This window comes from Micromonospora sp. NBC_00330, from assembly GCF_036136635.1.
GTDB lineage: Bacteria > Actinomycetota > Actinomycetes > Mycobacteriales > Micromonosporaceae > Micromonospora > Micromonospora salmantinae.
In genome coordinates, this window is record NZ_CP108012.1 from 2,459,968 (window position 1) to 2,483,376 (window position 23,409).

23 protein-coding genes are annotated in these 23,409 nt (G+C 72.6%); 12 read left to right on the top strand and 11 right to left on the bottom strand.

Annotation, left to right across the window (positions count from 1 at the left end):
* Positions 1-55: 55 nt before the first annotated feature.
* Positions 56-787, bottom strand: coding sequence for a sensor histidine kinase (locus OG598_RS10865; protein ID WP_328654299.1), 732 nt, complete (start codon positions 785-787; stop codon positions 56-58).
* A 98-nt stretch (positions 788-885) separates the two neighbouring features.
* On the opposite strand from OG598_RS10865, the gene OG598_RS10870 reads away from it, so the two are divergent.
* A complete protein-coding gene (locus OG598_RS10870; protein WP_328654300.1) occupies positions 886-1,494 on the top strand; it encodes a response regulator transcription factor in 609 nt (202 codons plus the stop codon).
* A 144-nt stretch (positions 1,495-1,638) separates the two neighbouring features.
* Positions 1,639-1,986, top strand: coding sequence for a histone-like nucleoid-structuring protein Lsr2 (locus OG598_RS10875; RefSeq protein WP_210784867.1), 348 nt, complete (start codon positions 1,639-1,641; stop codon positions 1,984-1,986).
* A 126-nt stretch (positions 1,987-2,112) separates the two neighbouring features.
* Here the strand turns inward: OG598_RS10875 and OG598_RS10880 are convergent, their stop codons facing one another.
* Together OG598_RS10880 and OG598_RS10885 are read right to left on the bottom strand one after the other, a co-directional pair.
* Entirely contained in the window at positions 2,113-3,402 is a 1,290-nt protein-coding gene (locus OG598_RS10880) for a hypothetical protein (RefSeq protein ID WP_328654301.1), read from the bottom strand.
* 295 nt (positions 3,403-3,697) lie between these two features.
* Positions 3,698-4,573, bottom strand: a complete 876-nt coding sequence (locus OG598_RS10885; RefSeq protein WP_328654302.1) for a hypothetical protein — start codon at positions 4,571-4,573, stop codon at positions 3,698-3,700.
* A gap of 164 nt (positions 4,574-4,737) precedes the next feature.
* Between OG598_RS10885 and OG598_RS10890 the strand changes: the two genes are divergently transcribed.
* Genes OG598_RS10890 through OG598_RS10910 form a run of 5 tightly spaced genes read left to right on the top strand, consistent with a single transcriptional unit; the run spans position 4,738 to position 7,172 of the window.
* The gene (locus tag OG598_RS10890; RefSeq protein ID WP_146754562.1) at positions 4,738-4,929 is read left to right on the top strand and encodes a hypothetical protein; all 192 of its coding nucleotides are present in this window, start codon (positions 4,738-4,740) and stop codon (positions 4,927-4,929) included.
* Complete coding sequence (locus tag OG598_RS10895; RefSeq protein ID WP_328654303.1) at positions 4,926-5,306, top strand: Asp23/Gls24 family envelope stress response protein; 381 nt, start codon at positions 4,926-4,928, stop codon at positions 5,304-5,306. The genes OG598_RS10890 and OG598_RS10895 overlap by 4 nt, the downstream gene beginning before the upstream one ends.
* A 1-nt stretch (position 5,307) precedes the next feature.
* Complete coding sequence (locus OG598_RS10900; protein WP_328654304.1) at positions 5,308-5,829, top strand: DUF6286 domain-containing protein; 522 nt, start codon at positions 5,308-5,310, stop codon at positions 5,827-5,829.
* Positions 5,826-6,386: a hypothetical protein gene (locus OG598_RS10905; RefSeq protein ID WP_328654305.1), complete on the top strand. Its 561-nt coding sequence runs from the start codon at positions 5,826-5,828 to the stop codon at positions 6,384-6,386. The genes OG598_RS10900 and OG598_RS10905 overlap by 4 nt, the downstream gene beginning before the upstream one ends.
* A gap of 60 nt (positions 6,387-6,446) precedes the next feature.
* On the top strand, positions 6,447-7,172 hold the full coding sequence (locus tag OG598_RS10910; protein WP_328654306.1) for a helical backbone metal receptor: 726 nt from the start codon (positions 6,447-6,449) through the stop codon (positions 7,170-7,172).
* An 86-nt stretch (positions 7,173-7,258) separates the two neighbouring features.
* Here OG598_RS10910 and OG598_RS10915 read toward each other — a convergent pair whose 3' ends face one another.
* Positions 7,259-8,215, bottom strand: coding sequence for a TerC/Alx family metal homeostasis membrane protein (locus OG598_RS10915; protein WP_442931466.1), 957 nt, complete (start codon positions 8,213-8,215; stop codon positions 7,259-7,261).
* Between the two features lie 302 nt (positions 8,216-8,517).
* Here OG598_RS10915 and OG598_RS10920 point away from each other — a divergent pair, with 302 nt between their 5' ends.
* Positions 8,518-8,910: an FKBP-type peptidyl-prolyl cis-trans isomerase gene (locus tag OG598_RS10920; protein WP_238685740.1), complete on the top strand. Its 393-nt coding sequence runs from the start codon at positions 8,518-8,520 to the stop codon at positions 8,908-8,910.
* Positions 8,911-8,988: 78 nt separating this feature from the next.
* Here OG598_RS10920 and OG598_RS10925 read toward each other — a convergent pair whose 3' ends face one another.
* The gene (locus OG598_RS10925) at positions 8,989-9,375 is read right to left on the bottom strand and encodes an STAS domain-containing protein (protein WP_328654308.1); all 387 of its coding nucleotides are present in this window, start codon (positions 9,373-9,375) and stop codon (positions 8,989-8,991) included.
* Positions 9,376-9,557: 182 nt separating this feature from the next.
* On the opposite strand from OG598_RS10925, the gene OG598_RS10930 reads away from it, so the two are divergent.
* On the top strand, positions 9,558-10,574 hold the full coding sequence (locus OG598_RS10930; RefSeq protein WP_328654309.1) for an SMP-30/gluconolactonase/LRE family protein: 1,017 nt from the start codon (positions 9,558-9,560) through the stop codon (positions 10,572-10,574).
* A gap of 120 nt (positions 10,575-10,694) precedes the next feature.
* On the opposite strand, the gene OG598_RS10935 is transcribed toward OG598_RS10930, so the two are convergent.
* Positions 10,695-11,963 carry a L,D-transpeptidase gene (locus OG598_RS10935; RefSeq protein WP_328654310.1) on the bottom strand — a complete coding sequence of 423 codons (1,269 nt, stop codon included), beginning with the start codon at positions 11,961-11,963 and terminating at the stop codon, positions 10,695-10,697.
* Between the two features lie 1,239 nt (positions 11,964-13,202).
* Here OG598_RS10935 and OG598_RS10940 point away from each other — a divergent pair.
* Together OG598_RS10940 and OG598_RS10945 are read left to right on the top strand one after the other, a co-directional pair.
* Positions 13,203-14,168, top strand: coding sequence for a sugar phosphate isomerase/epimerase family protein (locus OG598_RS10940; protein ID WP_328654311.1), 966 nt, complete (start codon positions 13,203-13,205; stop codon positions 14,166-14,168).
* 23 nt (positions 14,169-14,191) lie between these two features.
* On the top strand, positions 14,192-16,291 hold the full coding sequence (locus tag OG598_RS10945) for a PQQ-dependent sugar dehydrogenase (protein ID WP_328654312.1): 2,100 nt from the start codon (positions 14,192-14,194) through the stop codon (positions 16,289-16,291).
* Positions 16,292-16,395: 104 nt separating this feature from the next.
* Here OG598_RS10945 and OG598_RS10950 read toward each other — a convergent pair whose 3' ends face one another.
* From OG598_RS10950 to pdhA, 4 genes are all read right to left on the bottom strand, one after another.
* A complete protein-coding gene (locus OG598_RS10950; RefSeq protein WP_328655309.1) occupies positions 16,396-18,075 on the bottom strand; it encodes a right-handed parallel beta-helix repeat-containing protein in 1,680 nt (559 codons plus the stop codon).
* Between the two features lie 164 nt (positions 18,076-18,239).
* Positions 18,240-19,586, bottom strand: coding sequence for a dihydrolipoamide acetyltransferase family protein (locus tag OG598_RS10955; RefSeq protein WP_442931467.1), 1,347 nt, complete (start codon positions 19,584-19,586; stop codon positions 18,240-18,242).
* Positions 19,583-20,587 (bottom strand): alpha-ketoacid dehydrogenase subunit beta, encoded by a 1,005-nt coding sequence (locus OG598_RS10960; RefSeq protein WP_328655311.1) that lies wholly within the window; start codon positions 20,585-20,587, stop codon positions 19,583-19,585. Before OG598_RS10960 ends, OG598_RS10955 begins: the two co-directional genes overlap by 4 nt.
* On the bottom strand, positions 20,584-21,750 hold the full coding sequence (gene pdhA, locus OG598_RS10965; protein ID WP_442931468.1) for a pyruvate dehydrogenase (acetyl-transferring) E1 component subunit alpha: 1,167 nt from the start codon (positions 21,748-21,750) through the stop codon (positions 20,584-20,586). The genes OG598_RS10960 and pdhA overlap by 4 nt, the downstream gene beginning before the upstream one ends.
* A gap of 105 nt (positions 21,751-21,855) precedes the next feature.
* Here pdhA and OG598_RS10970 point away from each other — a divergent pair, with 105 nt between their 5' ends.
* Entirely contained in the window at positions 21,856-22,362 is a 507-nt protein-coding gene (locus OG598_RS10970) for an Lrp/AsnC family transcriptional regulator (protein WP_124854498.1), read from the top strand.
* Between the two features lie 9 nt (positions 22,363-22,371).
* Here OG598_RS10970 and OG598_RS10975 read toward each other — a convergent pair whose 3' ends face one another.
* On the bottom strand, positions 22,372-23,343 hold the full coding sequence (locus OG598_RS10975; RefSeq protein ID WP_328654313.1) for a DNA polymerase domain-containing protein: 972 nt from the start codon (positions 23,341-23,343) through the stop codon (positions 22,372-22,374).
* Positions 23,344-23,409 lie beyond the last annotated feature (66 nt).

Below are 23,409 nucleotides of genomic sequence, written 5' to 3' on the forward strand. Positions count from 1 at the left end.
GCGAGGCCGTTCCCGCCCCGATGACCCGAGCGGGCCAACCGGTGTCCCGCCCGGGTCAGCGCACCGGGCGAGCCATCGGCAGCAGCACCTCCAGCGCCACTCCACGGGGCCGTAGCCGGTGCGCCCGCAACGCTCCCCCATCCGTCGCGACGAGCTGCCGCGCGATCCACAGGCCCAGACCGGACATCCCGACGGCCGGCGCCGGACGCCGCAGCGCCACCAGCAGCGCATCGTCGACCCGACCCTCGTCGGTGACCAGGATGCTCAGACCGGGGCCGCGCACTGTGGCGTAGAGCCCGACCTGTCCGTCCGGCGGCCCGTGCCGCAACGCGTTCTGCACCAGGTTGACCAGCACCTGTCTGGTTCGTCCGGCCGGCACCGGGCAGGAGGCCGCCTCCCGGGTGGCCCGCGCCCGCCGACGTCCGACCGGCACCAACGCGGCGGCCTCCCGCAGGATGCCCGACAGCGCGACGGCCGGCTCCGGCTGCGAGGTCGGCGTCAGCACGCCGGTGCCGGCGGTCGCGTCGCGCAGCAGGCTCTGCAGGTGGGCGGCCTGGTCGCGGGCCAGCTCACTGATCGCCCGCCGATCGTCCCCGGTCAGCTCCCGACGCTCGTCGGCCAGCGCGCGGGTCAGCGAGGTCAGGGTGCTGATCGGCGTCCGGAACTCGTGGCACAACACCCGCAGCAGCAACTCCGAATCGGCCGCCGCCGGCCGTCTCTCGCCGGGTGTCGGCTCAATGGGGCGCAACCCTCGCAGCAGGTCCCGCAAACCGTGCCGTACGCGCATCCACCCGACTCCCCTCGTTCGGTGCGAACCCGCATGATCGGTACCCGCTGGGGAACGGCGCAGACATGCCGGGAGCCTCCACCTTGCGACTCGTCGTCGTGGACGATCACCCCCTTTTCGTCCGCGGCCTGGAGTTGCTGCTCCCGATCACCACCAACGGCCGGGCCGAGGTGGTCGCCTCGACCGGCGACGCGGCAGCGGCGGCGGCCCTGGTCAGCAACTACTGCCCCGACCTGGCCCTGGTCGACCTGCACATGCCGCCGCCCGGCGGCATCCGGGCGGTGGCCGCGATCCGGCGGACCACCCCACGGGTACGCGTGGTCGCGATGTCCGGTTCCGACGACCCAGAGCCAGCGGTGGAGGCGCTGCGGGCCGGCGCCGAGGGGTTCCTGCCCAAGACCAGCGAACCGGAGGAGCTGCTGCCCCCGCTGCTGGCGATCCTCGACGGCTGGGCGGTGCTGCCGGCCGAACTGCTGCGCGCCATGCTGCGACCCACGCGCTTCGCGTCCGTCGACCTGGACGGCGAGGAACGGCGACTGCTGCGAGCGATCGCCGCCGGCCGCAGCACCGTCGACATCGCCGAAGAACTGCACGTCTCCGAACGGACGGTGAAACGGATGACCGCCGCGTTGCTGCGCAAGTTGCGGGTCTCGAACCGGGCCGAGGCGGCTGCCGTCGCCGGTCACAGCGGCATCCTCGGGGAATGAAGCCTCGGCACCGAACCGATTCACGGTTTTGCTCGGTAACGGAATCGCGACGCGCCGAATGAATGGAAGGCATATTGTTGCGGATTACCGGGGTGGTAGGTCAGACTTTGGACACATCCCGCCGCACACAGGGAGTAATCGGCAATGGCGAGAAAAGTAATCACGGTCCTGACCGACGACCTCGACGGTGGGAAGGCCGACCGGACGGTTGAGTTCAGTCTCGACGGCGTGGCCTACACGATCGATGTCTCCGACGAGAATGCCGGCGTCCTGCGCAAGGCGCTCGATCCGTACATCAATGCGGGTCGGCGGATCGGGCGCGGTCCGGTGGAGAGCACCCGTTCAGTCCGGCGGCCCGGGCGACCCACCGGCGCGGGAATGGATCGCGAGCAGAACCGGGCGATCCGGGAATGGGCCGTCAAGAACGGCTACAAGATTTCCGAGCGCGGCCGGATCCCGGTTGAGGTCGTCGAGGCGTACAAGAGCCGCTGACGCGACTCGACGGGGCCCCGCCGGAAACGGCGGGGCCCCGTCGTCTGTCCGGACGCCCGAAACGAAGCGGCGGCCGGCCACCCCGGGTTGTCGCCCCGGATGGCCGGCCGCCGTTGGTACGTCAGCTCAGTTGACGTCGATGCGCACCGAGTCGAAGGCGGGGGTCTGGTTGGCCCGCTCCATCATCGGCAGGCGGTGCGAGCCGTCACCGGCCCAGACGGAGCACTGGGCGGTACCGGACTCCGGCAGGCCCGGAATCTGAATCGTCACCTCGTCGGGCTGGGCGCCACCGCGGCCGTCCTCGGTCGCGACGAAGAACGCGGGCACCTCCTGCGGCTCCGGCGGAGCGGTCAGGCTGTCCAGCATCCGGCAGGCGGTGTGGAAGTGACCGCGGACCAGGCCCTGGTCGTTGAGGAGCGAGCTCTCCACGTAGTAGCCACCCTGACCGGCGGCCAGGAAACGGTCCCGGACCAGGTTGCGGGTGCTGACCCGCAGGGTGAAGGCCTGGTTCTGGCCGACCTGCTCGGGGAACTGGGTGATCAGCAGCGACGGGTTGTTGGCCGCCGCGCCGACCTCACCGAACTCGGTGCTCACGCAGCGGTTGCCGTTCTGGAAACCGTCGTGTGGCTGGAGCCGGCTCTCGTCGCAGTCGTTGGCGAGCACGCCGAGCCCGGCGCCGGGCTCGGTGCCGCCGCCGTTGTTGCCGCCACCGTTGTTACCGCCACCGTTGTTGCCACCGCCGTTGTTGCCACCGCCGGGGGTGGTGGTGGGCGTGGTGCCGCCGCCGTTGTTGCCGCCCGTGCCGCCGGTGGGCTGCACCTGGCACTCGGCGAGCTGCGCGAGGCCCTGCGGCCGGGGTCCGACCCGGTCGATGGCGGTCGTGATCCGGTCCAGCACGGCGCGGCGCTTGCCGGCCAACGGCTGGAGGATCGCGGTGCGGATGAACGCCTCACCCTTGTTGCCCTCGGCGGCGAGCCGGCGGTCCGCCTCGGCGATCTGGGTCTGCAACTGGGCGAGGTTGCGGTCCACCTCGGCCCGAGCCCGGTTCGGCACCTGCGGCAGTTTGGCCGTCACGTCCGGACAGGCGATGGCCGTGCCGGTGCCCACAGTGCCGTCCTTGCCGTCCTCACACTCGGGAACGGACTGCTGTCCGTCACCCCAGTGATTACGCACCCACCGACCGTTCTGCCAGGTCCGGCTGGTCGAGCCGCCACCGGTCGGCGCGGTAGCGCCGGGGCTCGGCTCCACGCACTGCCCGGAAGCCGGACGTGGCTTATTTGTCCGCCGGTCCTGGGCCGACGAAATCTGAGTCACGGCGACAACTCCGCCGAAGACCGCGAGCGTGCCGACAACTGCCAGCAGACGCTTGCTCCGCGCGTTGCCGGAAGGCCGGCGCGCCCGAGTGGACCTGCGCATCGAATTGCTCTCCTTCTCGATCCGGTAGTGGATTTCTGCCCTCGGCGGACCGACGGATGTGAGGTGGCACGCCGCGGTGGCGACCCACCGTGACCTACCCGGTAATGCGTCGATGGCCGACGATGCCCTTTCCGCACCGTCTCCCGCGCCCGGTGGACGCGGATGGGGAGATCCTGTTCATTCGCGCAGGAGTACGGGGCGGCGGCCGGGAAGGTTCAACAGACGCACAGGAAATTGCCGCGACCCGACACGGAGCCGGCGCGGAGCAGGGATCAGCAGGTGAAACGGGCGCTGGTCAGTCGGCGCAGAGGTGGTCGAAGGCGAACCCGCCGACCAGTTCGTGGCGGCGCTCGCTCAGCGCGGCGATCTGCGCGGTCCACTCGGCGCGCGGCAGCAGGTCGGCGACGGCGCTCTCCCGCAGTCGTTCCCCCACGGCGACGGCGGCGAGATCCTCGGCCAGCCGGGCCGCGTCGATGCCGCAGGAGAAACGGTGTTCGGTCACCGAGACCTCCTCGACGAGGCACGCGTCGGGGCGTACCTGCACCCAACTCCACCCCTGCGCCGGCCCGTCCACCCAGCGGACGTGCAGCCCTCGCACGATCGGGTCGGCCACCCGCCCGGCCACGTACGCCTCGACCGCCGCAGCGCGGGTCAGCGCGCCGAGGTCGTTGACCGGCCCGGTACGCCCGTCCGGCAATCGTCCGAGGATGTCCCGGAAGCCCACCGGCGCCGGTTCGGTCCCGGCGGCGGAGGCCCCGCCCGCGGCGTAGGCGCGCGCGTCGATCACGTACTCGACCAGGCGGCGCCCGTGCTCGGCGGCGCTCAACGTGGACGACCCGATCCGCAGAACGGGCAGGCCGGCTGCCGCGCTCACCGCGTCCGTGAGTCGCTCCACGCGCTGCTCCGCCGAACCGGGAGACGGCACCGGGCCGATCTGCACGGCGACGACCGGACGGCCGGTGTCGGCGGCGTGGACCACGACATCGAAGCTGGCGCGGCTCGCCGAGGTCCACTGGCTGCCGGTGACGCCGGGCGGGCGGCCCTGGACCAGATCAGTGAGCCGGCGGGCCGCCAGGACCCGATGGCCGGCGCGGCTGAGCAGCGCGTCGCGCCCCGACTCGGCGGGCATCGCCCGCAGCCAACCGCGCTCGTCGCTCCCGCTGCTCGTCATCTGCCTGATCCATCCGCCGGTCCGTCGAGCCGGGCCGAGTCTAGGTGGTCGATCATGGGCCACCGACTTCTCCTGTGACGGGGATCACAGCAGTGCCGACGTTCCAGAGATGGCCGCCAGGTGTATCCAGCGACCGCCGGTACCGGACCGGCCCGGAGGTGACCATGTCGCGACAGCAGTTCGGCTTCCTCGCCGGGTTCCTCGCCGTGGCGGTCTGGGCGCTCGCCGGCGTCGGAGTCGCCGCCCTCGCCGTGCTCGCCGGCCTGCTCGGCTGGCTGGTCGTCCGGGTGCTCGACGGCGACCTCGCGGTGACCGGTCTCGGTGACCGCCGCGCCGACGCTCGGCGGCGCCGATGACCACCCGCCCGTCCGCGGGGACGAACCCCAGCACCGGACTGGCCGCCGGGACGAGCGGTCCGGAACGCCGCCCGGGCGACACCGCGGACGTCGCGCGGATCGCGGTGCAGGCGGCCAGCCTCGTGCCGGGCGTGTCCGTCGTCCGCCCGGCGGCGGTCCGCCTGGATGACCGGTCCGTCGGACTCGACCTGCACCTCATCACCTGGTACGGGCACAGCGTGCCCACGATCGCCGAGACGGTCCGGGCGGTGGTCACCGAACGGGTGGCCGCCCAGACCGGGCTCAGCGTGGCGGTGGTGACCGTCACCGTGGACGACCTGCTCGTCCCCGGCGTCGACTCCTCCGGCGTCGGCACCGCCACACCGGAGGACGGCTGAGATGCGCACCGCCAACCGGGTCGCCTCGTTGCTGCTGGCCACCGCTCTGCTCCTCGGTGGAGCGGCGGCGGCCGTCCAAGCGTTGCTGCTCACAGTGCACCGACCGACACCGCTCGACACCAGCGGCTGGCTCGAAACGCTGAGCGGCACCCGGTGGCGCGACCCCACAGTCCGGGCCGTGGCCGCCGGGGCTCTCCTACTGGGCCTGGCCATCCTCGTCGCCCAGCTGCGCCGCTGGACGCCGGTCCGCCTGCGCGCCGACGAACGCGACGGCTGGTATCTGCACCGGCGCTGTGTGGAACGGCGGCTCGCTGACGCCGCCAGCGCGGTGCCGGGCGTCCGCCGCGCCCGGGTCCGCGTCCGACGGCGCGGCGGCCAGTGGCGCCCCCGGGTCCGCGCGACCGGCGACCCGGCGGCCCGGGCGGAGATCGAGTTCGCCGTGCACCAGGAGTTGCGCCACCTCACCGCACCCCGCCCCGCCCGGATCGACGTCCGGCTGCTACCTCGGCGACGGCCGGCGTGACCAACGCCGGACACCGACTGCTGTGGACCATCATCGCGCTACTGCTGGTCGCGGGCGGCGCGGCGGCGCTGACGGCCAGCCTCGGCACCTTGCCCGGTGCTGACCCCGCGGCGGTGCTGCTCAGCCCCGCACTAGTCGACAGGTGGCGGATCGCCGCGCCGTGGAGCACCGTGGCCGCGGCCGTCGCCGGAGCGCTGCTCGCGCTGGCCGGGCATCGTCTGCTGACCCGGGAGCTGCGGGGCCCGGACGGCACGCTGCGCGGCACCCTGAGCCGCCCCGGACGCCGGCCGGGCCGGACCCGGCTGGCCGCCGACGTCCTCACCGACGCGCTGGTACGTGACCTGACCGGCAACCCCGGGGTACGTCGGGCCCGGGTGGTGCTCACCGGCGCGCCACCGCACCCCGACGTGTGGATCCGGGTGGACCTCACCGCCGACGCGCCGACCGCCGGCGTACGCGAACACGTTCGCGCCGCGGTCCGCCGATTCGCGGCGACGACCGACTGCCAGCCCGCGCACCTCGACGTGACCGCCCGCATCGAGGCCGGCCGCCCCTGACCCGACGCCGACCCGAGGGGCATGATCGGTGTCGGTGTCGGCGGCGAAGGGAGTACGCGGGTGCGGGTGGTGTCGCTGGTGCCGTCCCTGACCGAGGCGGTCGCGCTGACAGTGCCGGGAGCGCTGGTCGGGGCCACCGACTGGTGCAGCCACCCGGCCGGGCTCGACGTGGCCCGGGTCGGCGGCAGCAAGTACCCCGATCTGGACCGGGTACGCGCGCTGCGTCCGGACGTGGTGCTGCTGAACGTCGAGGAGAACCGCCGGGCCGACGCGGAGGCGCTGCGGGCGGCCGGCGTACCGGTGCGGGTGACCTATCCGCGGACCGTTGCCGGCGCGTTGACCGAGCTGGGCGACCTGCTCACCGAACTGGGTGCGCCGACGGAGCCGGCCTGGTTGCGGGCCGCCCGGCGGGCGTGGGCCACACCACCCCGGCTGACGACGACCCGCCGCGCGGTGGTGCCGGTCTGGCGTCGGCCGTGGGTGGTGCTCGGCGGCGACACGTTCGCCGGCGACGTGCTGCGCCGCCTCGGGGTGCTCAACGCCTACGACGAGCACCCCGAACGCTATCCCCGCCCGACCCTCACTGAACTACGCGAACGACAGCCGGACCTGGTGGTGCTGCCCGACGAGCCGTACCGGTTCACCGCCGACGACGGGCCGGAGGCGTTCCCCGGCGTACCGTGCGCCCTGCTCTCCGGGCGGCACCTCACCTGGTACGGCCCGTCCCTGGCCGAGGCGCCCGCGCTGCTCGCCGACCAGCTGTCCCGGCCGGTGCTGGTCGGCTGACCCCGGCCACCGCCCGGCGGTCGGCACGCGGCCCGGCGGCTCGGCGAAACGGCTCGGCCAGCGGCCCGGCGGCTCAGCCAGGCGGCTCAGCCGTCGGTTCGGCGGCGGGCGGCCAGGGTGCTGGCGCCGATGGAGACCACCAGGGTCAGCAGCACCACGGCCAGGGTCAACCAGACCGGCAGCTTGCCCACCGGCGTCTCGGCGAGAATCAGCTTCAGCCCGGCAAACGCCAGTAGCAGCGCCAACCCGTACCGCAGGTAACCGAAGTGGCGCAGCAGGCCGGCGAGGCAGAAGTAGAGGCTGCGCAGGCCCAGGACGGCGAACGCGGTGGCCGTCCAGACCAGGAAGGTGTTGGTGGTGATGGCGAGGATCGCCGCCACCGAGTCGATGGCGAAGACCACGTCGGTGGCCTCGATGGCGACGAGCGCGACCAGCAGCAACGTCGCCACCCGTCGGCCGGCCACCCGGGCGGTGAACCGGTCGCCGTGGTAGCGGGCGTCGGTGGGCACCAGCCGCCGGAACAGCCGGACCACGACGTTGCGTTCCGGGTCGACGTCCGGCTTTCCGCGTACGGCCAGCCGCCAGCCGGTCCAGATCAGGAACGCGCCCAGCACGAACCCGGCCCAGGCGAGCCGGTTCAGCAACTCGGCACCGGCGAAGATGAACAGCAGCCGGAAGACGAGCGCCCCCACGACACCCCAGAACAGCACCTTGTGCTGGTAGCCCGACGGCACCTGGAAGTAGCCGAAGAGCAGCGCGAAGACGAACACGTTGTCCACCGAGAGCGCCTTCTCCAGCAGGTAGCCGGAGAAGTACGCGATGGCCGGGTCACCGCCGAGGCCCCACCAGACGACCAACCCGAACAGCAGACCCGCGCCGATCCAGACGGCGCTCCACAGCAGCGCCTCGCGGAGCTCGATGACGTGGTTGTCCCGGTGCAGGAGCACGTCCACGGCGAGCAACACCGCGATCACCGCGCCGACCGCCGCCCAGGCCCACAGCGGGACCGCGACCGTCGCCTCAGCCACCGACGCCCTCCGCATCGACCACCGCGCACCGCCCGTCAACCAGGCCGGCCGGCCCTTTCCGAGCCTAGGTGAACGCCCGACCGGGCATCGGACGGTCGAACGAAGTGGGGTCGGGCCCCACGACGACGAGCTGGCAGCTACCCGACGAGCGCGGCGGCGCCTGCGCAACCGAGGCGGTCGAACGTCCGAGCGGTTCCTCATGGTCGGCCTGGCCGGCGGTCCTGGCGCTTTGCGGGTCCGCCGCACATCGGTGAGGGGTGATCCGGCAGGATCGACGGTGACCGGACACATCACCCAACACGGCAGGAGATCCCCGCATGACCCAGGCAGCAGGCGCCCAGTCGGGCAAGCCCGAGGTTGGTCCGATCGAGGGTGCACCGCCGGCCGACCTCGTGATCGAGGACATCACCGTGGGCGACGGCCCGCAGGCCGAGCCGGGCCAACTGGTCAGCGTGCACTACGTCGGCGTGTCGCACTCCACGGGCGGCGAGTTCGACTCGTCGTGGAACCGGGGCGAGGCGTTCGACTTTCCGCTCGGCGGCGGTCAGGTCATCGCCGGCTGGGACCAGGGCGTCGCCGGCATGCGCGTCGGCGGTCGCCGCCGCCTGACCATTCCGCCGCACCTGGGGTACGGCGACCGGGGTGCCGGCGGCGTCATCAAGCCGGGCGAGACGCTGGTCTTCGTCGTCGACCTGCTCGGCGTGAGCTGACCGACTGTCGGGGTCGCCGGCCCACGCCGGCGGCCCCGCGCCCGGGTGCGACAGTGGCGGCCACCTCGTCGACCGAGGTCAGGCGGCCAGTTGCAGGTCCGTGGTCGCGACCACCGGGCGACGCGCGGCCTCGATCGGCGAGGTCAGCTCCAGAATCGGCATCACGCGGTGCAGCCCGCTGACGCGCAGCACCCGCGCCACCACCGGGCTCGGGTCGACCAGGACCAGCTCGCCACCGCAGGCCCGCACGCGCAGATGCGCCGCGAGCAGCGTGCGAACGCCGGCGGCGGAGAGCAGCCGCAGCCCGGACAACTCCAGTTGAAGCACCGGGCGGGCCGGCGCGGACCACAGCGCGGACCGGAACGCGGCCACGGTGGCGATGTCGATCTCGCCGGCCACCCGCACGAGGACCATCTGGTCACCCACGCTGACCTGCACGTCCAGCCGGTCGCTGCGCTCTTCCATGCCCAGAAATCTAGCCGCCACCTCCGACACTTTCGCCCCTCCACGGAGTGATTCCGGGTACGCCCAGGGGCATACCCCGAGGTACCCCACCTCCCCCTCGGGGTGGAGTCAGGGGGCCCGGGCGGCGCGCCGCGTGGGCTCGAACCCTGGGGGCGGCCAGCATTCGGGTGGAGAATAGGTCGATGCTGATCCCCCGGCCCCGGCCGCCCCGGCTGATCCGCCCCGTCCGCGAGCCGGCGACCAGCCCTCCGGCGCTGGCCGGGCCATGGGCCCCCACCGACCGCCGGCTCGACGACGCCGAGTTGCTACCCCTCCCCGCGGGCGCCATCGGCCCCGAGGACGTGCTTGTCGACGGCGCCGGGCGGGTGATCAGCGGCGACGAGGACGGTCGGCTCTGGTGGTGGCCTGTCGACGCGCGGGCCGGCACCCCACCCCACCTGCTGGCGGAGACCGGGGGCCGTCCGCTCGGCATCGAGCTGGACCCGTCCGGTGAGGCCCTGGTGGTCTGCGACGCGTACCGCGGGTTGCTGCGGGTCACCCCGGACGGCGCGGTACGCGAACTGACCGGAACGGCACCCCCTGTGCACCTGGCCAACAACGCGACGGTGGGCCGTGACGGCACCATCTACTTCACCGACAGCTCCGACCGGTTTCCGGTCTCGCACTGGAAGCGGGACCTGCTGGAGCACCGTCCCAACGGTCGGGTGCTGGCCCACCATCCCGGCAGCGGCCGCACCGAGGTGGTGACCGACGGGCTGTACTTCCCCAACGGGATCGCGCTGACCCCGGACGAGTCGGCGCTGATGCTCGTGGAGACCAGCACCCACCGCCTCCTGCGGGTCGAGCTCAGCGGCGGTGTGCGGGTCCTCGCCGACCTGCCCGCGTACCCGGACAATCTCGCCTCGGTAGGTGACGGGACGTACTGGATCGCGCTGCCCAGCCCCCGGGTGCCGATCGCCGAACGGCTGCTGCCCCACCCGCGGCTGCGCCAGATCGCCGCCCTGCTGCCCGACGCGATGCAGCCGCAGCCACGCCGCTACGGGCTGGTCGCGCTTGTCGACGACGCGGGAACGGTCCACCGGACGCTGCACGGTCCGAACGGGCACTACTCGATGATCACCGGGGTACGCCAGCACGGCGACCACCTCTGGCTGGGCAGCCTGACCGGGTCCGGGGTGGCCCGCGTACCCCTCGGATGACGGCCACGGGCGGCCACAGGGCCGGCCCCGCCCGCGTACCCATCGACTGATGGCCACGGGCGGCGACAGGGCCGGGCCGCCGTCGTGGCGGGCCGGCCCTGTCCTGCCGCAGGTGGTGTCTCAGCGGCCGCTGACCGAGGGCGCCGGAGCGGGCGATCCGCCGGCCACCGCGCCCGGGTGCGCCGGGGCAACCGGCGCGGGCTTGAGCCCGGGCGGCACCGGCAGGGCGCTGCCCCGGGCGAACTCGTCCCAGCTCACGTTCCACGCGGTCCAGCCGTTGCCCGGCTGCAACTCCACCTCGGTGCCCTTGACGGTGACCAGGTCTCCAACCTGCGTCACCCCCATCAACCAGTCGGCCGCGGTGGCGGAGACGTTCGCGCAACCGTGCGAGACGTTGGTGCTGCCCTGGTCCCCCTCGGACCAGGGGGCGGAGTGGATGAACTCGCCGCCCCAGGTGTAGCGCTGGGCGTCGTCGACGTCGACCACGTAGCCACCGTTCGGCTCACCCCGGGTGTCGAAGGTGACCCGCTCGTGCTTCTCCATGATCACCATCTTGCCGCTGGAACTCGGCGTGCTCGGCTTACCCAGGCTCACCGGGATCCGGCGGACCTGCTTGCCGTCGCGCAGCACTGTCATCTGCTTGGTGGCGTTGTCGATCTCCAGCGAGACCTGCCGTCCGATCTTGGAGGTCGCGGTCCGCTCGGCGTCGCCGACCAGCTTCTTTCCGATCGGCAGACCCTCCAGACCGGCCCGGACACTGATGGTGGTCCCCGGTTTCCAGAAATCGGGGGCACGGTAATAGACCTGACTTCCATCCTCGAGCCACGACCAAGCGCCCGGTTGCGGTGGATTCGTCTTTACGAACAACCGCCGCTGGACATCCGCCCTGGCCTCTTTCGGAATTCCTGGGTCGAACGCCACCGTTACCGGCATCGCCGTGCCGTACGTCCGATTGCCGTTGAAATAGAGGGTGCTGGTGATCTGCGGTTTGGTCGATTTGGCCATCGTCGTGAAGGTGGTGGTGCGGGTGGTGGTGGCACCGGAGTCACCGGTCGCCGTCACCTCGGCGGTGTAGGTCCGTCGTGGTTGCAGCGGTGCGCTCGGTACCCAGCCGGAGCCGTCCTCGCGCGGCTCGGCGTCGACCTGCTTGCCCTTGTCGTCGGTGAGGCGTACGCCGGTGACCCGCCCGCCCTTGACCACGGTGCCCACCTCGGCGCTGACCGGGACGTCCCGGGCCTTGTCCCCCGGGGTCACAGCGAGCTCCGGTGGGGCGGCGTGCTTCTTGGCCGAGCCGGTCGCCGAACCCCGGTCGACGGTGCACGCACCCAGGACGAGTGGTGCCGCCGCGATGGTTACCGCCAACAGCGTCAATCGCCGCCTAGACGTCATGTTTCAGTCCCCCCGTTTTCGACTTCCCTCCGCCACATTCTTGCCCGCTTGAGGGGACCATTCGCGGCATTCGGAAATAATCGGCGGCGCATTTATCGACGCATTTTCCGACAATGCTCCGCTTGGCCGGAACAGGGGTTCAACCGACCCGTGTCATGCGCTTTGCTCCGCTTGAGCGACGCAACGTCGACTGTCCGAATGGCCGGGGGCACCTGAGGGCGGGCTCGGTGCGCACGCAGCAGAGGGAAGCGGTTGCGTGGGGAGTTGACGCCACCAAGACGCGACCCGTCCCGGTCCGCCTGCAACGCCCGGCGTGTCACCACCTACCCGGATCCGAGCTACCCGGATCCGAGCCGCGACGTTTGTCCGGTTCCGGATCGCCGATGGGGTCGACGCGCTTCATGATCGACTCGACTTCAAGGAAGTCGCGGCATCCCGGTCGCCCTGACACCGCGACTTACATGAACCCGAGTGGATCACGCACCGGGGGCGGACCGAGCGGGGCGGGCGGGGCGGGCGGGGCGGGCGGGCCGGGCGGCGCGGACCGAGCGGGGCCGGGCGGGGCCGGGCGGGGCGGGGCGGGGCGGGGGGCCGGGCGGGGGCGGACCGAGCGGGGCCGAGCGGGGCGGGCCGGGCGGGGCGGGGCGGGGCGGGCCGGGCGGGGCGGGGCGGGGCGGGCCGGGCGGGCCGGGCGGGGCGGGCCGGGCGGGCCGGGCGGGGCGGGCCGGGCGGGCCGGGCGGGGCGGGCCGGGCGGGGCGGGCCGGGCGGGCCGGGCGGGGCGGGCCGGGCGGGGCGGGCCGGGCGGGGCGGGCCGGGCGGGCCGGGCGGGGCGGGCCGGGCGGGCCGGGCGGGGCGGGCCGGGCGGGGCGGGCGGCCGAGACGCCGATCGCGCGCGGCGCGGTGGGCACGGGAAGTAGAAGGTCAGGCCGGGTGGCGCACCTCGTGGGCGGACTTTTGTCAGTTGAAGCGAAACTTCCGGCGAACGCGACAAAGCTTTGCCTTCGTCCGGAGGCAAGGGTAAGGTCTCGATCTAGATAGAGGGTTGCCCATTCGTCGATCAACTTGCCGCCACCTCTGCCGGGTCGCCGCGTTCCGCTCCCGATGGGTCCGGGCCGCACCCGCGCCGTCCCTCACCGTCCAGCCGGAGCCCGCCTCCGGCCGGTTCGGCGCGCCCGGCGGACGGCAGTCAGGTCGACCGCCGCCGACGGCGTACCAGCCGTCAGGAAGGGACCACCACCATGGATCAACAACTCAACCGACCGGGGCCGACGCCGGCGTCCGAGCCGGTCAGCCGGCGTGGAGTGCTGCGCGCCGCGACCGTCTCCGCAGCCGCTGTCGGCGCCGCCGGTCTGCTCGGCGGCCCGGCCGTCGCCGCGCCCACCGCATCCGCCGGGCAGGCCCAGGGCCGCCGACGGGTGCCGGTGGACCGGATCAGCATTCAGCTCTACACGCTGCGTGATCAGCTCGCCGCCGATCTGCCCGGCACTCTGGACGCGCTGCGTCGGATCGGCTACCGGCGAGTGGAGCACGCCGGTTTCGTCGGACGCACCGCCGCACAGTTCCGGGCCGCGCTCGACGAGGCCGGGCTGCGTTCCACCTCCGGGCACGTCGGCATCCCGCAGCCGTTCGACGCCGCCACCTGGGAGCAGGCTCTCGCCGACGCCAACGTGGTGGGCTGCAAGAAGATCGTCCACCCGTACTTCGGTCGGGACGCGGCCGGTCAGCCGATCCGCGACCCCGCCGTCTACCGGGCCCTGGCCCGGGACCTGAACCGCGCCGGTCGGCTCGCCGAACGCGCGGGGCTGGACTTCGGCTATCACAACCACCAGCTCGAGTTCGTGCCGCTGACCGGCGGCTCGACCGGGTTCGACATCCTCAGCTCGCAGACCGATTCCCGGCTGGTCCACTTCGAGCTCGACCTCTACTGGACCTGGCGGGGCGCCCACGACCCGGTCGACGTGATCCGGGCCAACCGCGGTCGGATCCGCCAGGTGCACGTCAAGGACCTCGACGTCGAGGGTGGTTTCGCCGACCTCGGCGACGGCGTCATCGATTTCGGCCGCATCTTCGCCCACGAGCGGGAGGCCAGCATCGAGGAGTACATCGTGGAGCGTGACGACGCGGGCACCGCGCCGCGCTCCCCCGCCGACGCCCTGGACACCGCTCGCGTCGGCTTCGACTATCTCGCTTCACTTCGGTACTGAAACCACCCCGGGGGACTCACCTGATGAACAGGACCGCATTTGCGTCCGCCCTGCTGTTGGTGACGGCCGGTCTGGTCGTACCACCGTCGGCAGCCTCCGCAGCGCCGGCCGCGCCGCCGGACAGCAGCTTCCAGAAAGTGACACTGAACGACTTCCCGGGCGAGCCGATCAGCCTCGCCGTCCTGCCCGACCTGCGGGTGCTGCACACCTCCCGCACCGGTGAGGTCCGCATCCACGACCCGCGCACCGGGCTGAACACCCTCGCCGCCGACATTCCGGTGTACGAGCACGACGAGGAGGGTTTGCAGGGCGTCGCCATCGACCCGAACTTCGCCCAGAACAAGTGGGTGTACCTCTACTACTCGCCGCCGATGGACACTCCGGTGGACGACCCGGCGACCCCCGGCGTCAACGAGGGGGACGCGCCGGAGACCGGCACCGAGGCGGACTGGCAGCGGTTCAAGGGCGCGCTGCGGCTGTCCCGGTTCAAGCTGGACGGGATGAAGCTGAACCTCGCCAGCGAGCAGCAGATCATCGACGTGCCCACCGACCGGGGCATCTGCTGCCACGTCGGCGGCCAGATCGACTTCGACAGCAAGGGCAACCTTTACCTGTCGACCGGTGACGACTCCAACCCGTTCGCCTCCGACGGCTACATCCCGATCGACGAGCGGGCCGACCGCCACCCGGCGTACGACGCCCAGCGCACCTCGGCCAACACCAACGACCTGCGCGGCAAGCTGCTGCGCATCAAGGTGAAGGCCGGTGGTGGTTACACGGTGCCGGCCGGCAACCTGTTCAAGCCCGGCACGGCGCAGACCCGCCCGGAGATCTACGCGATGGGGCTGCGCAACGCGTTCCGGTTCGCGGTCGACAGGCGTACCGACGACGTGTACCTGGGCGACTACTCCCCGGACGCCTCCAACCCGAACCCGGAGCGCGGGCCGGCCGGGCACGGTCGGTGGATGCGCATCGACAAGCCGGCGAACTACGGCTGGCCGTACTGTGTGACGCCGACGATCGCCTACCGCGACTACGACTTCGCGACCGGCGAGTCCGGCGCCCCGTTCAACTGCAAGCGCCCGGTCAACGAATCACCGCACAACACCGGCAAGCGCGTGCTGCCGCCGGTCGAGCAGCCGGAGGTCTGGTACCCCTCGGCCGCGTCGAGTGACTTCCCGCAGCTGGGCACCGGCGGCATCGGCCCGATGGGCGGCCCGGCGTACGACTACGACGGGACCAGCACGTCGCGTACCCGCTGGCCGGCCTACTACGACGGGGTGCCGCTGTTCTACGAGTGGACCCGGGACTACATCAAGGAGTTCCGCCTCGACGAGGACGGCGACGTCGACGACATCCGCCCGGTGGTGCCGTCGCTGGTAGTGGACAACCCGATGGACATGGAGTTCGGCCCGGATGGCGCGCTCTACGTCCTGGAGTACGGCGACGGTTACTTCGCCGAGAACCCGGACGCGCAGCTGTCCCGGATCGACTTCGTCCGGGGCAACCGGACGCCGATCCCGAAGATCAGTGGCACCCCGACCGTCGGGCAGGCCCCGCTGACCGTCGCGTTCTCCAGCGCCGGCACGACCGACCCGGACGGTGACAAGCTCAGCTACGCGTGGGACTTCAACGCGGACGGCTCGGTGGACAGCACCGCTCCGAACGCGAGCTGGACGTTCCCGGAGAACGGCTCGTACACGCCGACGTTGAAGGTCACCGACCGCACCGGACGGTCCGCCTCGGCGTCCCTGCCGCTGGTGGTCGGGCCGACCGCGCCGGTCGTCGAGTTCGTCACCCCGGAGGCCGGGCAGCCGTTCCAGTTCGGGCAGACGGTCGCGTACGAGGTGAAGGTCACCGACGACCTGCCGGTGGACTGCTCCCGGGTGAAGGTCACCTACGTGCTCGGGCACGATGAGCACGGGCACCCGCTCTCCACCTCGACGGGTTGCTCCGGGACCATTCCCACCTTCCTGGACGGTGGGCACAGCGGCGCGGACAACCTGACCGCTGTGTTCGTCGCGGAGTACACCGACGCGCCGACCGACCCGGGCGTACCCGCCCAGTCCGGTTCGGCGACGGTGGTGCTGGACCCGACCCCGGTGGCGGGTCTGGCCGGCTGATCGGTTCAACCACGACTGTGGCGGCGGCCGGAGTGTTCCGGCCGCCGCCACACGTCGTTCAACTCCAAGGTCTGGAATCGTCGGGGCGTCGGGACGGCGGCCGGTCAGCTCCAGTCGCTGTCCACGTGGTTGTCCCGCCACCGTCCGCCCACCGGCGGGGTGTCCAGTCGCATCCCCTCGTCGGCGTTGCCGGCCAGGTCGTTGTCCTCGACCCGGCAGTCCACGCAACTGCCCCGCTCGGTGATCCACAGCCCGTGCGTCTGGGTCGGGTTGTCGTGGTTGTCCCAGACCCGGTTGCCCCGGATGGTCGCCGAGTCGAACGGCGCGTCGATGGTGATGCCGGCCCGCAGCTCTGGCGCGGCGGCCAGCTCGTATCCGCATCCCGGCGGTGGCACGTCCCCGCTCCACGCGGTGAACGCGTCCGGGCGGACCGGGGCGAGGGTGAGTTCGTCACCGGTGTTGGAGGCCACCATGGCCACGGCCTTCCCGACCCGCAGGACCTTGCCCCGGTGCCCGTCGTGCGGCCAGTTGGCCGACCGGTCCACCAGGCACCGCTCGCTGTAGCGGACGGCGTCGCCGGTACCGCCGGTGGCCTCGCCGTACTGCCGTCCGTTGTTGCGGATCCGATTGTTGAGCAGCACCGCGTCGGTCATCTGGTGGTCGATCCGGATCGCGTCGAGGCCGTTGCCCCAGAACTCGTTGCTCTCGATCACCACGTCCCGGATGGAGCCCCGGTAGCCGCGTCCGAGGTCGTGCGAGTGATAGCCGTGCCGGCCGTTGCCGCTGATCCGGTTGCCCCGGACGGTGTACGGGCCGGGGCTGTTGCCGATGCTGATTCCGTCGCACATGTTGCCGTCGATGACGCAGTCGGTGAGCAGCCCGCCCCGGCCGGCCACCGACGAGGTGCCCTGCGCGGACACGTCGAACCCGGTCTCCAGGTTTCCGGTCATGGTGCAGGCGGAGACGATCAGGCCGTCGGCGCCCCAGTCGGAAATGCCGAAGCGGTTGCCCTGGCTGTGGCAACCGACGATGCGGTAGCCGCGCGGCGGCGGCCAGTAGTCCTTCTGCAGCTCCAGGAAGATGCCGTTGGTGCCGTTGGCCAGGGCGGTGCAGTTGGCGATGGTCAGCCGCTCCACGGTGCCCCAGCCGCCGATGCCGATCCCGATGCCGGCGCCGCCCATCTGCTCGCCGTTGTCCAGTCGGCCACAGCCGACCACCACCACGCCGTCGATGAGGGAGTCCTGGAGGAAGTCGCAGCCCAGCCCGGTGGCCGCGGTGTGGTGGATGTAGAGGTTGCGGAAGACGCCCCGCACCATGTACTGGATGCCGAGGCCCTTGGCCAGGTAGTTGTACTCGGCCATGGCGACGCCGGAGCCGTCGATCTGGAAGTCGGAGAAGGTGCAGTCGGCGATGTGCCGGTCCCGGTCGGCGCCGTGCTGCACTGTGGTCCAGAAGGCCAACGGGGTGGGGTCGGCCCGGTTGCCCTCGTTGCTGAGCATGAACCGGGTCGCCGCTGGGCCGGCCCCGATCAGCGACACACCGCTGCGCCACACAGTGCCCGCGTCCCGGATCGAGTAGATGCCCGGCGGGCAGTAGATGACCCGGGCCCGTCCGTCCGAGGCGTATCCGGCGCCGAGGCGGTCCACGAGGGCGGCCAGCGCCGGCTGGTCGTTTGTCGCGCCGTCACCGGTGAGCCCGTACTCCAGCGCGTCGCAGTACAGCGGCGCGCCGGCCGAGGCGGGCCGTCGTACCCGGACCGAGTTCAGTAGCAGCTCGTTCGCCACGGCCACGGGCGGGCTCCCTTCGACGCGTTCGGTGCGCTCCGGCGGGGCCGACTTCCCGGTGAGGCCGCCGGGAAACCCCGGCCCGATGACACCGCCGGGGAGCCCCGGGCGTGCGCCGGCCCCGGCGCCGCACGGGGGCAGCGCCGGGGCCGAGGGGGTACGCGTCAGACGGCGGCGATCAGCAGCGCCGGGCGCTCCACGCAGTCGGCGACGTGCCGCAGGAAGCCGCCGGCCACCCCGCCGTCGCAGACCCGGTGGTCGAAGGTGAGGCTGAGCTGCGTCACCTTGCGGACGGCGAGCTGCCCGTCGACCACCCACGGCTTGTCCACGATCCGCCCGACCCCGAGCAGGGCCGCCTCGGGGTGGTTGATGATCGGTGTGGAGCCGTCGACGCCGAACACCCCGTAGTTGTTGAGGGTGAAGGTGCCACCGGTCAGCCGGGCCGGGGGCAGGCTGCCGGCCCGCGCGGCGGCGGTGGTCGCCGCCAGTTCGGCGGCCAGCTCGGCGGTGGTGAGCCGCTGGGCGTCGCGCAGCACCGGCACCAGGAGCCCCCGGTCGGTCTGCGCGGCGATGCCGAGGTGCACCCCGGCGGACTGGACGATGCGCTGCGCCTCGGTGTCGACCCGGGCGTTGAGCTGCGGGAACCGGCGCAGTCCGCTGAGGCAGATCCGGGCCAGCAGGGCCAGGATGCTCACCGGCGCGTCGGGCGTCGCGGCGTTGATCGCGGCGCGGGTCTCCAGCAGCCCGGTGGCGTCCACGTCGACCCAGATGGTCACCTCCGGGATCTCCCGCCGGCTGCGGGAGAGCTTGTCGGCGATCACCTTGCGGACGCCGGTCAGCGGGACGATGACGTCGCCGTCCCCGACCGGGGCCGCCCCGACCTGCGGGTCCGGCACGGCGGCGAGCCGGGTGGCGGGCGCGGTCAGCGCGGCCTGCACGTCGGCGCGGCGGATCACGCCTCCGGGTCCGGTGCCCCGCACCGTGTCGAGGTCGACGCCGTGCTCACGGGCCAGCCGCCGCACGATCGGTGAGATGACCAGGGCGGCGGTGGGCGGTGCCGGGTCGCCGGACGCCGCAGCCGCGCCGGTGCCGCCGGTCGGGCCGACGTCGGCCGGGTCGGGGGCCACCGCCAGGCGGGGTCGACGCCGACGGCGGGTGGCGGTGCCGTGGCCGGTGCCGTACCCGATCAGCACGTTGCCGGAACCGGCCCGCTCCTCCTCGCGGTAGGTGGCGTGCCCGGCGGGCTCGTCGCCCCCGTCCAGCGGCGCGATGGTGATCAACGGCTGGCCGACCGGGCGTACCTCACCGGCCGCGCCGTGCAGGGTGACCACCCGTCCGGCGTACGGGCAGGGCACGTCGACGACGGCCTTGGCGGTCTCCACCTCGACCACGCTCTGGTCGACGGTGACCACGTCACCCACGGCGACCCGCCACTCGACGATCTCGGCCTCGCTCAGCCCCTCGCCCAGGTCGGGCAGGAGGAAGACCTGCGTCCGTTCGACGATGGTCATGCCGCCGCCCAACGCGCGTCCGGCTGGTCGTCCCACTGGAGGCGGGCCACCGCGTCGAGCACCCGGTCGACGCCGGGCAGGTGGGTGTGCTCCAGCATCGGCGCGGGGTACGGGATGTCCAGTCCGGCGACCCGCAGCACCGGGGCGTGCAGCGCGTGGAAGCAGCGCTCCTGCACCCGGGCGGCGATCTCCGCGCCGACGCCCGCGAAGCCGGGCGCCTCCTGGATCACCACGCACCGGCCGGTACGCCGGACCGAGGCGATGATGGTCTCGTCGTCGAACGGCACGATGGTGCGCACGTCGACGACCTCCAGGTCCCACCCCTCCTCCCGGGCGGCCTCGGCGGCCTCCAACGCGACCGGCACCGCCGGCCCGTACGCCACGAGGGTGGCGTCGCGTCCGGGCCGGCGCACGACGGCCCGGCCGAACGGCTCGTTGCGGGTCGGCAGAGACGCCTCGGCGCTGGCGAAGTAGAGCTTCTTGGGCTCCATGAAGATCACCGGGTCGGGGTCCTCGATAGCCTCACGCAGCAGCGAGTACGCGTCGTCGACGGTCGCCGGGGTGACCACCTTCAGTCCGGGGGTGTGCGCGTAGTACGCCTCGGACGAGTCGCAGTGGTGCTCGACTCCGCCGATCCCGCCCGCGTACGGCACGCGGATGACGATCGGCACGCTCAGCGCGCCCCGGGTGCGGTTGCGCAGCTTCGCCACGTGCGAGGCGATCTGCTCGAACGCCGGGTACGCGAACGCGTCGAACTGCATCTCGACCACCGGGCGCAGGCCGGACATGGCCATGCCGACGGCGAAGCCGACGATGCCGGCCTCGGCGAGGGGTGTGTCGAAGCAGCGGTTCTCGCCGAAGCGGGCCTGGAGGCCGTCGGTGATCCGGAAGACGCCGCCGAGCGCGCCGACATCCTCACCGAAGACGACGACCCGGTCGTCGGCGGCGAGCGCGTCGGCGAGCGCGGTGTTGAGCGCCTTCGCCATGGTGGTGGCCATCAGGCGTCACCCTCCTCGGCGTGGGCGGCGGCCAGCTCGGCGCGGACCTGCTCACGCTGTTCGATCAGCTGCGGGGTGGGCTCGGCGTAGACGTGGTCGAAGAGGCTCAGCGGGTCGACGGTGGGCTGCTCGTTCATCCGGGTCCGCAGGTCCGCCGCGTACGCCTCGGCCTGCTCGGCGATCTCGGCGACAGCCGCGTCGTCGAGCACACCGCGGGCGCGCAGGTAGGTCTCCAGCCGAGCGACCGGGTCCCGGTCCCGCCAGGCGTCGACCTCGGCGCCGTCGCGGTAGCGGGTGGCGTCGTCGGCGTTGGTGTGCGGCTCCATCCGGTAGGTGTGCGCCTCGACCAGGAACGGTCCCTTGCCGGCCCGGGCGTGGGCGACCGCGCGGGTGAGCACGGCGAGCACCGCGACCGGGTCGTTGCCGTCGACCTGCTCACTGGGTACGCCGTAGCCGACGCCCTTGTAGGCCAGCGACGGCGCGGCGGTCTGCCGCGACAGCGGGACGCTGATGGCGTACTTGTTGTTCTGTACGAAGAAGACCACCGGCGCCTTGAACACGGCGGCGAAGTTGATCCCCTCGTGGAAGTCGCCCTCGCTGGTGGCGCCGTCGCCGATGAAGGCCAGCGCCACTGTGTCGCGACCCTGGTACGCCTCGCCGTGCGCCAACCCGGCGGCGTGCACGCACTGGGTCGCGAGGGGGGTGCACTGCGGCGCGGTGTGCACAGCGGTCGGGTCGTAGCCGCAGTGCCAGTCGCCGCGCAGCAGGGTGAGCACCTCGACCGGGTCGATGCCTCGGGCAACCAGCGCCATCGATTCGCGGTACGTGGGGAAGACCCAGTCGGTGTCGCGGACCGCGAGGACCGCGCCGACCTGGCACGCCTCCTGGCCCCGCGAGGACGGGTAGACGGCGAGCCGGCCCTGCTTGGTCAGTGCGGTCGCCTGGGTGTCGAACCGGCGGCCGAGCACCATCCGCCGGTACAGCTCGCGCAGCACCTCGGCGGGTGGTTCGGGGTAGTCGGCGCGGGCGGGCAGCGGTGTGCCGTTCTCGGCGAGCAGGCGGACCGGCTCGGCGTCCGGTAGCAACGAGCGCGCCGGGTCGGGCGGGGTGACCGTTCGACGGGTGCGCGGGGATGCCCTGCGGACCGCCTGGGGAGTGGTCGTCACGGCGGAACCTCCTGGGACGTGTGGTGAGCCTATGCTTCCGCTTGTGGATGATTGACTCAAGATCGACACGGAAGGCGGGACGGTTGGCATGCGGAGGGCCCAGCAGTGAGCCAGGAGACCGCCGACGAAGCGAGCCGGGGCGCGGGATCGGGACGATCGGCCCGAGCCCTGGACGAGGTCGACCGGCGCATCCTCGACGAGCTGGTCCGCGACGGTCGGACGTCGGTGCGCACCCTCGCCGAACGGATCCACATCTCCCGCACCAACGCGTACGCGCGGGTGGAGCGGTTGCTCCGCGACGGGGTGATCACCGGGTTCCGGGCCCAGGTGGCGCCCGAGGCGGCCGGGCTGGGCACGTCGGCGTACATCGCCCTGACCATCGAGCAGAACACCTGGCGGGAGGTGTCGGCCGAGCTGGCCCGGGTGCGCTACATCGAGCACGCCGCGCTGCTCGGCGGTGACCACGACGTGCTCGCGCTGGTGCGCGCCCCGGACAACGCGGCGCTGCGCGACGTGGTGCTGGGCCGGGTGCAGAGCATTCCCGGGGTGCTGTCCACCCGCACCTGGCTGGTCTTCGAGGAGTTCGACGGGCTTGGCAGCCCCTGGGCGTGACCGTCCGGCTCAGCGCTCCGGCGGGGCCTCCAGCCCGTCGCGGTCGGCCATTTCCAGCAGCGGTTCCAGCGAGTGCCGGTCACCGTCCAGGCCGGCGTGCGGGTCGCCGCGCTCGGCGAACCGGGCCGGCATGCTGAGCACGTCGAAGTCCTCCGGACGGACCTGGTCCAGCTCCGACCAGTCCAGCGGCGCGGAGACCAGCGCGGCCGGCGTCGGCCGGATCGAGTATGCCGAGGTCACCGTGTGGTCCCGGGCCATCTGGTTGTAGTCGACGAAGACCGGCCGGTCCCGTTGCTCGCGCCACCAGGTGGTGGTGACCAGGTCCGGCAGCCGACGCTGCATCTCCCGACCCAGTGCCAGCACCGCCCGGCGGCAGTCACCGAAGCTCCACCGCGGCTCGATCGACAGGTAGACGTGCAGCCCCCGACCGCCGGTGGTCTTCGGGTAGGCGGTCATGCCCAGCTCGGCGAGGAACGCCCGCACCTCGTGCGCCACCGGCACCACCTGCTCGAAGCCGACGCCAGGCATCGGGTCCAGGTCGATGCGCAGCTGGTCGGGGCGTTCCACGTCGGCGGCGGTGACCGGCCACGGGTGGAACCGCAGGGTGCCCAGGTTGGCCGCCCAGATGACCACTGCCAACTCGCTCGGCGCGACCTCGTCGGCGGTACGGCCACTGGGGAAGGTGATGTGCGCGGTCCGCACCCACTCGGGCGCGCCGGCCGGCAACCGCTTCTGGTAGAACGCGTCGCCCCGGTTGGTCTGGCGGGTGGCGATCGTCGCGCCCTCGAAGACACCGCGCGGCCAGCGTTCCAGCATTGTCGGCCGGTCCCGCAGCGCCCGCAGGATCCCGTCACCGACCGCCAGGAAGTAGCGGACCACGTCCAGCTTGGTCAGCCCACGCTCGGGAAAGTACGGCTTGTCGGGGCTGGAGACGCGGACCAGCCGCTCCCCCACCTGGATCTCCTCCGCCGCCGTGGCCACGCCCTGAGGGTACGACGCACAAGCGCGCCGCACGGCCACCGGACGGACACTGGCGCGGCGCCGGCG